Source organism: Vibrio thalassae, from assembly GCF_900089835.1.
GTDB lineage: Bacteria > Pseudomonadota > Gammaproteobacteria > Enterobacterales > Vibrionaceae > Vibrio > Vibrio thalassae.
On record NZ_OANU01000002.1, the window covers coordinates 481,767 to 491,638 of the forward strand.

9 protein-coding genes are annotated in these 9,872 nt (G+C 45.1%); 3 read left to right on the forward strand and 6 right to left on the reverse strand.

The window, feature by feature from the left end; translation table 11 throughout:
* Positions 1 to 21 precede the first annotated feature (21 nt).
* From VTH8203_RS02235 to cobA, 4 genes are all read right to left on the reverse strand, one after another.
* On the reverse strand, positions 22 to 1,746 hold the full coding sequence (locus VTH8203_RS02235) for an SLC13 family permease (RefSeq protein WP_096992165.1): 1,725 nt from the start codon (positions 1,744 to 1,746) through the stop codon (positions 22 to 24).
* Between the two features lie 71 nt (positions 1,747 to 1,817).
* On the reverse strand, positions 1,818 to 3,230 hold the full coding sequence (gene cysN, locus VTH8203_RS02240; protein WP_096992166.1) for a sulfate adenylyltransferase subunit CysN: 1,413 nt from the start codon (positions 3,228 to 3,230) through the stop codon (positions 1,818 to 1,820).
* Positions 3,231 to 3,248: 18 nt separating this feature from the next.
* Positions 3,249 to 4,157 (reverse strand): sulfate adenylyltransferase subunit CysD, encoded by a 909-nt coding sequence (gene cysD / locus VTH8203_RS02245; protein ID WP_096992167.1) that lies wholly within the window; start codon positions 4,155 to 4,157, stop codon positions 3,249 to 3,251.
* Between the two features lie 70 nt (positions 4,158 to 4,227).
* Positions 4,228 to 5,103, reverse strand: coding sequence for a uroporphyrinogen-III C-methyltransferase (gene cobA, locus VTH8203_RS02250; protein WP_096992168.1), 876 nt, complete (start codon positions 5,101 to 5,103; stop codon positions 4,228 to 4,230).
* Between the two features lie 315 nt (positions 5,104 to 5,418).
* Here cobA and cpdB point away from each other — a divergent pair, with 315 nt between their 5' ends.
* Both cpdB and VTH8203_RS02260 read left to right on the forward strand, forming a co-directional pair.
* Entirely contained in the window at positions 5,419 to 7,380 is a 1,962-nt protein-coding gene (gene cpdB / locus VTH8203_RS02255) for a 2',3'-cyclic-nucleotide 2'-phosphodiesterase (RefSeq protein WP_096992169.1), read from the forward strand.
* Positions 7,381 to 7,470: 90 nt separating this feature from the next.
* Positions 7,471 to 7,923 carry a GNAT family N-acetyltransferase gene (locus VTH8203_RS02260; RefSeq protein ID WP_096992170.1) on the forward strand — a complete coding sequence of 151 codons (453 nt, stop codon included), beginning with the start codon at positions 7,471 to 7,473 and terminating at the stop codon, positions 7,921 to 7,923.
* 51 nt (positions 7,924 to 7,974) lie between these two features.
* On the opposite strand, the gene VTH8203_RS02265 is transcribed toward VTH8203_RS02260, so the two are convergent.
* Positions 7,975 to 8,571: a LysM-like peptidoglycan-binding domain-containing protein gene (locus VTH8203_RS02265; protein ID WP_096992171.1), complete on the reverse strand. Its 597-nt coding sequence runs from the start codon at positions 8,569 to 8,571 to the stop codon at positions 7,975 to 7,977.
* A gap of 211 nt (positions 8,572 to 8,782) precedes the next feature.
* On the opposite strand from VTH8203_RS02265, the gene bamJ reads away from it, so the two are divergent.
* Positions 8,783 to 9,406: a BamJ family beta-barrel-assembly machinery protein gene (gene bamJ / locus VTH8203_RS02270; RefSeq protein ID WP_096992172.1), complete on the forward strand. Its 624-nt coding sequence runs from the start codon at positions 8,783 to 8,785 to the stop codon at positions 9,404 to 9,406.
* Between the two features lie 274 nt (positions 9,407 to 9,680).
* Here the strand turns inward: bamJ and VTH8203_RS02275 are convergent.
* Positions 9,681 to 9,872: transposase (locus VTH8203_RS02275; RefSeq protein ID WP_279627160.1), on the reverse strand; the 192-nt coding region annotated here is incomplete at its 5' end.

Here is a 9,872-nt window from a genome sequence, read left to right on the forward strand (position 1 = left end):
AGTAAGTCCTTGTAAAAATACTTAAAACGGAAAGAAATAGGGAATAAGTGCCAATACCAAAACGGAATAGACAATAGAGATAGGTATCCCAATTCTCATGTAATCTCTCAGTTGGTAATTACCAACGCTATAAACCAGTAGATTAGTCTGATAACCATAAGGAGAGATAAAACTCGCGCTCGCACCAAACAGCACAGCCATTATGAAAGGCATGGGATCAACGCCGTAGCCGACCGCCATACTGTAGCCTATGGGAAATGCCAGTGCCGCGGCAGCATTGTTGGTCACCAATTCGGTTAGGATAAGTGTCACTAAGTAAGTGGCCACTAACGCTCCAAATACGCCCCAACCATTGAATAGCTCGATAAACATCTCCCCCATATGCTCAGAGAGGCCAGTTGATATCATCAACTGCGCGATAGACAACGCCGAGCCAACAATCACCACAATGTCGACCGGAAAGCGACGCCTTAGCTCGCCGATATTAACGATGCCAAAGGCCAGAACCGCAATTAGATACAGTGCTAGCCCCTTAATTATGGGGAGAATGTGAGTGAGTGCTAACGCAATCACAGCAACAAAACCAAGCAGCACGTAACTCGATTTAGCAAAATCAAGTTTGGCACTGGAATCTAAGTCATTGACCAGCACAAACTCTTTTCGATGCTGGCGGCGTGCCTGTTCGAACCCTTTCCCAGGCGCCAACACCAATGTATCACCGGCCTGTAAGATAATATTGCCAAGACCACCTTCTAGTCGTTCATGACCACGCCGAATCGCCACCACAACCGCATCAAAACGGTCACGAAAATGGCTCGACTTAAGTGTGTTATTACAGAAGGTCGCCGAGGAGCTGACCACCACTTCCAATAGATTTTGTCCGTTGAGATGGTGTTGTCCAAAAAACGTCAAACCTTGAATCTCTTGAAGAGTCGCAACGCTTTCCACATCACCACAAAACAGCAGGCGATCCTTAGCTTGAAGGATAAAGTGCGGGTCAACTGAAGCCAGTGTTTCACCATCTCGTACCACTTCGGCCAAAAACAACTTTCGCAGTGCCCTGAGATTGTTCTCGGCAATGCTTCGTCCTACTAGTGGTGAGCCTGGCTCTACTCGAGCTTCTAAAAAGTAGGGTAAATCGTCTTGATTCGCATCATCATAATTGGGCAGAAGATAACTCAATGGAATCAGCACCAAAACGCCACCGACTAAGACACTAAGTCCTATCCAAGTAGGTGCGAAAAAGTCCAAACTGGGTAAGCCCACATCTTCGACGAAGCTATTGATTATAAGGTTGGTAGAAGTACCAATGAGCGTCAGTGTGCCTCCAAGGATAGCCGCATACGATAAAGGAATAAGCAGCTTTGAAGGGGCATGACGCTGGTTGCGCTTAATAGCGCCAATTAATGACACTACAACAGCGGTATTGTTGGTAAAAGAAGAGAGCAAAGCCGTAGAGACCCCAAGCTTTGCCACCACTGAGCCTAAACGGCCTGTAGCAATGGAACGACTGACCCAACTGATCAATCGCGTTTTTTCTAACGCAGCGGATGAAAGAATCAGTAGCACCAATGTTAATAGCGACGAATTCGTAAAATTAGTCGCTATCGCATTGAGCTCCAACATCCCGGATATAAATGCAATAAACGCAGCACCAGCAAAGATAAAGCTCGGTTTTATCTGGGTCGCTACCAAGCAAGCAATGATAGACATCAACAGTGCCAGCACTACTCCTTGTTCCCACATATCCTTCCCCTTACTGCTTAACGCTACGTTGCATTGGTTTCACGTCACAATCGTTCTAACTAACCATGACGTTAGATGTTGGCATCCCACTCAGGGAAGTGCCTCATAATCAGTGCTTTCAGCTCTTTCTCAAATGCCCCCATACGCTCTTGAGGTGAACGTTGTTCTTCCGCTAATGCCTCACGAACCAAGCCTGCACCGACTGTGACATTAGTGAGTCGGTCGATAACAATAAAACCGCCGGTATCTTGCACCGCATCATAACTATCTAGCGCAACCGACTCTGTAAGTGACCACTCACATAAACCAATACCGTTAAGAGGCAAGGCGTCAGTATCAAAAGACTTCAGTGTATTAATGTCATATTGATGACGAACACCTTCTAGCTGGCCCTGAGTTTTCTTACCCGCGATCTTGATGTCATAGCTTTTACCTGCAGCCAAAGACTCATCAGTCATCCAAACCACATCAGCAAGCAGACGATTTGACGACACCACTTTCGCGTCTTGTTTCACAATCAAGTCACCGCGACTAATATCGATCTCATCACTTAAAGTCAGAGTTACTGCTTGACCAGCAAATGCGCGAGGCAAATCACCATCGAACGTCACAATACGTTCTACACGTGATGTTTTCCCAGAAGGTAGTGCTTTGATTTCATCGCCAACCTGTATTTCGCCTGAACCAATGGTGCCAGCAAAACCGCGAAAATCGAGGTTAGGTCTATTCACATATTGCACTGGGAATCGGAAATCTCCGCTTTGCTTCTCCTGATCGATATCGACTTTTTCTAGCAGATCAAGCAGTGGCTCTCCTTGATACCAATCCATGTTGCTGCTCAAGTCGACCACGTTATCGCCTTCTAGAGCAGAGATAGGAATCATCTGGATATTGATGTCTTTACCTAAGTTTTCCGAAAACGTTAGGTATTCATCACGAATTGCTTCGTAACGCTGTTGAGAGAAGTCCACTAGGTCCATTTTATTCACTGCGACGATAAAGTGCTTGAGACCCAACAAGCTCGAAATAAACGAATGACGACGCGTCTGATCCAATACCCCTTTTCGAGCATCGATCAAGATAACCGCAAGGTCACAAGTCGACGCACCGGTCGCCATGTTACGAGTGTATTGTTCGTGTCCTGGCGTATCAGCAATAATGAATTTTCGTTTCTGGGTTGAGAAATAACGGTAAGCCACATCGATGGTAATACCTTGTTCTCGCTCCGCTTGCAGACCATCAACCAATAAGGCTAAGTCAGGCTTCTCACCCGTTGTTCCCACTCGTTGACTATCCGAGTGAACAGCCGCCAATTGATCTTCATAGATTTGCTTAGAGTCGTGGAGTAAACGACCAATTAAGGTACTCTTGCCATCATCAACCGAACCGCACGTCAGGAATCGGAGTAAAGATTTGTGTTGATGCTGATTCAGGTAGCCTTCAATACCTAGTTCAGCAAGTTGTGCTTCTACTGCGCTATTCATAATCTGTTCCTTCGATCGTTAAAAGTAGCCTTGACGTTTCTTAAGCTCCATCGATCCTGACTGATCGTGGTCGATCGCTCGTCCTTGTCGCTCACTAGATGTGGCCACTAACATTTCTTCTATAATGCCTGTCAGTGTGTTCGCCTCCGATTCAACGGCCCCCGTTAATGGGTAGCAACCTAATGTTCTAAAGCGTACGCTCTTATCTTCCACCGTTTCATCAGGACCAATCTCCATGCGCTCGTCATCAACCATGATCAGCATGCCATCACGCTCGACAACGGGACGAGGGGCGGCAAGATAGAGTGGAACGATTTCGATATTCTCTAAGTAGATGTATTGCCAAATATCAAGCTCAGTCCAGTTAGAGAGCGGGAATACACGAATGCTCTCACCTTTATTGATTTGACCGTTGTAGGTTTTCCACAGCTCTGGACGTTGGTTTTTAGGGTCCCAAGTATGGTTCTTGTCACGGAAAGAGTAGACTCGCTCCTTAGCTCTCGACTTCTCCTCATCGCGTCTTGCACCACCAAACGCCGCATCAAAACCGTATTTGTTTAGTGCTTGCTTAAGTCCCTGTGTCTTCATGATATCGGTGTGCTTTGAAGAACCGTGTACAAATGGACTGCACCCCATCGCCAGCCCTTCTGGGTTCTTGTGAACCAAAAGCTCAAATCCATATTTCTCTGCAGTGCGATCGCGAAATTCGATCATCTCTTTGAATTTCCAGTCGGTATCTACGTGCAGCAATGGAAATGGGATTTTTCCGGGATAAAACGCTTTGCGCGCTAGGTGCAACATGACAGAGGAATCTTTACCGATGGAGTACATCATCACCGGGTTATCAAATTCGGCCGCCACTTCTCGGATGATATGGATGCTTTCGGCTTCCAACTGTTTTAGGTGTGTGAGTCTTTCTTGATCCATGTGTTGTGCTTCCTTTTTCTATGTCAGCCACCCAGTGACTAACACAAGACTGATTCAGTAATAGCTATAATCAGGCACGCTGGCTTGCGACCTGCTGTTGTGGCTTCATCTCATCATGGTCTTGGCCAAACCACGAAAGTTCATCAGCAAGAGACACGACCTCTCCCACAACAATAAGTGCTGGAGATTCAGCGTGTTGTGCTAATTCCAGTAAGTTCGATAAGGTGCCACGTAATACTCTCTGTGACCGCTGAGTCCCACGTTCGATAATCGCAACTGGAACCGTTTTACTGCGACCGTGCGCCAGTAGTTGTTGCTGTATGTAGTCGGACTTCATCAGCCCCATATAGATGACAAGTGTTTGATTACCTCTGGAGAGCGTTGACCAATCCATATCATCAGCATCAGGCTTTAAATGTCCGGTGACAAACAGTGCAGATTGTGCGTAATCACGATGAGTAAGTGGAATGCCCGCGTAAGCTGTTGCGCCTGCTGCTGCAGTAATACCTGGAATGACTTGGAATTGAATACCTGCTGCTGCAAGCATTTGAAGCTCTTCACCACCACGGCCAAATACGAAAGGATCGCCGCCTTTAATGCGTGCGACTTTATGCCCACATTTCGCAAACTCTACCAACAGTTGGTTGGTCTTCTCTTGGGGAACACTATGATGACCGGCGCGCTTACCTACACAAACTAAGATGGTACTTTCCGGAACCAACGCCATGATTTCATCAGAAACCAAATAGTCGTAAAGCACGACATCCGCTTGTTGAAGGAAGTTAAATGCCTTCAGGGTCAATAATTCAGGATCGCCAGGACCGGCTCCAATCAGCGCAACTTCACCTGCTCGCAATATTGAACTTGGCAACTTGGGCTTACGGTAGCTGCTCACCAAAGTTGGTGTGGCTACCTTGCCCTTTGGTAATGGTTGGGACGAATCCATAATAACAATCCTTCGCTAATCGAATGATGGCATTATGACCATTCCTCTATATTACCTGAAATTCTAAAATTTCATTTTTTATTCCAAAACCCACTAAGAACTTTATTTTTCTCCACTATGTCGTGTCTTGGCCGACTCTCCTTCCTCATTTCAATATTGAAGTGAGGCTTTAACAAAAAGTTGCGAGATGTGTATCATAATGCGCCTGAATGTGCATTTAAGATCACAGTTTTTATGTACACGTAAACTTTCTTACACAACAAATTGCTAGACTTAGCAGGTTTAAAATCAATTCCCCCTGAAAAGGATATGAAGATGAAAGTGGCAGTGAAACCTTTTTCAATAGCAGTGCTTGGTGGCATGCTGGCTATGGCTGGCCCGGCAATGGCTGATGAGATTAAGCTCAGAATTATTGAAACAACCGACATTCATACTAATGTCATGGACTATGACTATTACAAAGATAAGCCAACACAGAAGATCGGCTTAGCTCGAGCTGCCACACTCGTCAAAGAAGCGCGTAATGAAGTAACGAACAGTGTTCTTGTCGATAACGGCGACCTGATTCAAGGCAGTCCTATGGGCGACTATATGGCGTCTAAGGGCATCAAACCGGGTGAAACACACCCTGTTTATAAAGCGATGAATCAATTGGATTACGATGTGGGTAACATCGGTAACCACGAGTTTAACTACGGGCTTGAGTTCTTAGCGACCACATTGGAAGGGGCAAACTTCCCTTATGTAAGCGCTAACGTGTTTGATCAGAAAACCGGCGAGCACTATTTCAAGCCTTATTTAATCAAAACACATACGTTCAAAGATACTGACGGCAATGCTCATGAAGTCAAAATTGGCTACATCGGCTTTGTACCACCACAGATCATGGTGTGGGATAAAAAGAACTTAGAAGGTAAAGTTTTCGCCAAAGACATTAAAGAAACCGCTGAAAAGCTGGTTCCTCAAATGAAAAAGGAAGGTGCCGACATTATTGTTGCGATTCCTCACTCTGGCGTATCCAGTGACCCTTACAAAGCAGGTGCTGAAAACTCAACCTATTACTTATCTGAAGTAGACGGTATTGATGCAATTGCATTTGGTCATTCTCATGCCGTGTTCCCAGGCAAAGGTTTTGACAATATTCAAGGTGTTGATAACCAAAAAGGGACCATTAACGGTGTTGCGGCGGTTATGCCTGGCCGTTGGGGTAGCCACGTCGGTGTGATGGATCTTGTGTTAGAGCAAGATGGTGATAGTTGGAAAGTAGCAGAGGCTCAAACAGAAGCGCGCCCTATTTTCGACGCCGCGAATAAGAAGCCACTGGTTGATGCAGATAAAGGCATCGTTAGCGCAGTCAAAGAAGACCATGATGCTACTCGCGATTTCGTCAACCAACCTATTGGTCAAGCGAATGACGTGATGCACAGCTTCCTAGCTCTGGTTCAGGATGATCCTACGGTTCAAATCGTCAATTTAGCGCAGAAAGACTACGTCGAGACCATGATTCAAGGTGATCCAGACCTCGATGGCTTGCCGGTACTCTCTGCAGCAGCACCATTCAAAGCCGGTGGTCGTAAAAATGACCCAGCCAACTTCACCGAAGTGGAGTCTGGTCAGCTGACATTCCGTAACGCAGCTGACCTTTATCTCTATCCAAACACACTAGTTGCCCTGAAAGTGACCGGTAAAGAAGTGAAAGAATGGCTTGAATGTTCTGCAGGTCAATTCAAACAAATTGATGTGACATCAAGCCAGCCTCAATCTCTTCTTGATTGGGATGGTTTCCGCACTTATAACTTTGATGTTATGGATGGCGTAAACTACCAGATCGATGTCAGTAAGCCTGCTCGTTATGATGGTAACTGCAAACTACTTGATGGTAACAGTGAGCGAATCGTAAACCTTACGTACAACGGTAAGCCAATCGATATGAAGCAAACCTTTATCATTGCAACTAATAACTATCGAGCATATAGCAACAAGTTCCCGGGTACAGGCAGTGACTTCATTGCGTTTGATTCACCAGATGAAAACCGTACTATCGTGGCCAACTACATCTCTAAAGTTAGCCAAGAAAAAGGTGAAGTGACACCAAGTGCAGACAACAACTGGCGTTTTGCTCCTATCAAAGCGGATGTTGCATTAGATGTTCGTTTTGAAACATCTCCTTCTGATAAAGCTGCACAGTTCATCGAAGACAAAGGCCAATATCCAATGAAGAAAGTCGCTACTGACGATGTAGGTTTCGCGGTATACCAAATCGACCTACAAAAATAATTGCGCTAAACGAAATTAAGCCACGCATAATGCGTGGCTTTTTTTGTTCTGGCTGTATAGTCTAAGAAAAAACCGTGACAAGTAAGAACTATGATTAATTGGAACACTAAAACCTTTACCCAGCTAACCACACTTGAGCTGTATGAGCTATTGAAGCTTCGAGTCGACGTTTTTGTTGTGGAGCAAACCTGTCCTTACCCAGAATTGGATAATCATGATCATGTAGACGGTGTTCATCATTTAATGGGTTATGAGGGGGAAACTCTTGTCGCATGCGCAAGACTATTACCGAAAGGTACGACCTATGAATACGTCAGTATTGGCAGAGTCGCAACCAAAGCATCCCATAGAGGAAACGGTCTAGGCCATAATCTGATAGCCCAAGCCAAACAAGAATGCCAGCGACTTTGGCCTAACGAAAGCATAAAGATCGGTGCACAATCTCATCTACAAGACTATTACTCACGTCATGGCTTTGAAGCGTGTTCCGACGAGTATCTTGAAGACGATATCGCCCATATTGATATGAGGCTGTTGAAATAAGTAAAGGGGCTAGCTAGCCCCTTTATTCTATCGAGTAAAATTACGTAGCCGTTATTTACTGCGACCGAAACCACCATCAGATAACCTAAAGAACATAATGGACTGGTCACCACGCTCAATTTGTAGAATGTCGAGATTGCCCTCAGGGCTGAATTTAAAGCGGATTAACTGACCTTGCTTAATACGACTTAACGGTTTGTCGCTTCCCTCGATTCTTGCCAACGAATTCAGGTCGGCCATGGACAATTGGTTTTTACGAAAGACTTGTGCCAGTGTATCGCCTTTTTTGACGGTATACTCTCGCCAATTGGTTTCGACCAACTGCTCTGGTTGCACACTTGAAGGCTGTTCACTCAAAGATTCGGTATTGACGCTTACGGCGACGCGTTGATGAGCTTGGTTTGCCTGCGCTGGTTCATTCTTTTTGGTCGGAATAACTAGTAATACCACCAACAGAGGAGCGAGAACGCTTAAAAGACGTCGATGAAGACGTGGAAGTCGTGTCCAGAACGTTTTAACTTTAGACGCCCATTGTGAAACATCTGGCTTGTTTATCTTCTTTAAGCTCGAGAAATCGATAGCCTGCCATCTATCCTTTAGCACTTGAACGTGGTCAACTTTTTGCTTCTTTCTTTGACGACGATTCATTACATTCCGTCTCCTAATAAACAACCGCTTCAGTGTAAAAAAACCTGCGTTTAGAGTATAGGAAAATCGCAGGAATTACCTTTTATAGCAGTCTAATGTCACAACTTTAACAACGAAAACGAATTAATTAGTAAAAGTTGGTTAGAGCGTTTCGGTTTCAAACTAGAACTGGTATCCTTTCATCTTCATTCGAATAGCAAGAGAGACCGTCATGTCTGACGTGAAATTAGAAACTGTAGAACAGAAAGCAAGCTATGGTATTGGTCTGCAAATGGGCCAACAACTTGCAGGTAGCGGCCTTGAAGGCCTAAACGTAGACGCAATCGCTAAAGGTATTGCAACTGCGCTAACTGGTGATATGCCAGAAATCGAAATCGACGCAATTAATGCAGCTCTTCAAGAGCTTCACACGCGCGCTGAATCTGCTCGTCAAGAAGCAGCTAAAGCAGCGGCAGCAGACGGCGAAGCGTTCCTAAAAGACAACGCTCTACGCTCAGAAGTCACGGTTCTTGAGTCTGGCCTTCAATACGAAGTAATCGCTGAAGGTACTGGCGCAGTACCAACGGCAGAAAACACAGTCCGTGTTCACTATCACGGTGAACTAACAGACGGCACTGTATTCGACAGCTCAGTATCTCGCGGTCAGCCTGCAGAGTTCCCTGTGACTGGCGTAATCAAAGGTTGGGTTGAAGCACTTCAACTTATGCCTGTAGGTTCTAAGTGGAAACTGTACATCCCTCAAGACCTAGCATACGGTGAGCGTGGCGCTGGTGCAGCTATCCCTCCATTTGCAGCTCTTGTATTTGAAGTAGAGCTTCTAGACATTCTAGCCTAATGTCGCATTTTAATTGAATCCAAAAGCAGTGCTATTAAGCGCTGCTTTTTTTTGCGCTATGCTTTATCTATCGATAATGATTAGGACAAAGCATGATTAAACGCTCAATATCAATTCTAGCGCTGGCTACCACTACTCTGTCATTTCACTGATACGCAGAGTTTGACTTATCGAGCATCAATTCAGAATCGGCAAACGATCTCTTAAATAGCGCTTCTCAACTGACACAAGCTAATTCAACGGTGGTTGACAACTTAGTTAACCTGAGATCGGTTTAAGCCATCGCCATCAATCCTGTCTTTTCAGTGTTTGTGATGTTGAGTGATGGCTTTTCTGGTTTCAGACAGTAAGCGATTAGTCCGCCAAGTAAATTCAACATAAAACCATGTAAGCTGCGATGCCTTGAGTGCTCTATTTGAGATATATTCTTTAATTGGTCATTAATCGTTTCAATAATGAACCTTTT

Excerpts from the sequence above, each read along its gene's own strand:
- cysD (WP_096992167.1), bottom strand. The coding sequence starts at position 4,157 with ATGGATCAAGAAAGACTCACACACCTAAAACAGTTGGAAGCCGAAAGC.
- VTH8203_RS02260 (WP_096992170.1), top strand. The coding sequence starts at position 7,471 with ATGATTAATTGGAACACTAAAACCTTTACCCAGCTAACCACACTTGAG.
- cpdB (WP_096992169.1), top strand. The coding sequence starts at position 5,419 with ATGAAAGTGGCAGTGAAACCTTTTTCAATAGCAGTGCTTGGTGGCATG.
- VTH8203_RS02235 (WP_096992165.1), bottom strand. The coding sequence starts at position 1,746 with ATGTGGGAACAAGGAGTAGTGCTGGCACTGTTGATGTCTATCATTGCT.
- cysN (WP_096992166.1), bottom strand. The coding sequence starts at position 3,230 with ATGAATAGCGCAGTAGAAGCACAACTTGCTGAACTAGGTATTGAAGGC.
- cobA (WP_096992168.1), bottom strand. The coding sequence starts at position 5,103 with ATGGATTCGTCCCAACCATTACCAAAGGGCAAGGTAGCCACACCAACT.
- VTH8203_RS02265 (WP_096992171.1), bottom strand. The coding sequence starts at position 8,571 with ATGAATCGTCGTCAAAGAAAGAAGCAAAAAGTTGACCACGTTCAAGTG.
- bamJ (WP_096992172.1), top strand. The coding sequence starts at position 8,783 with ATGTCTGACGTGAAATTAGAAACTGTAGAACAGAAAGCAAGCTATGGT.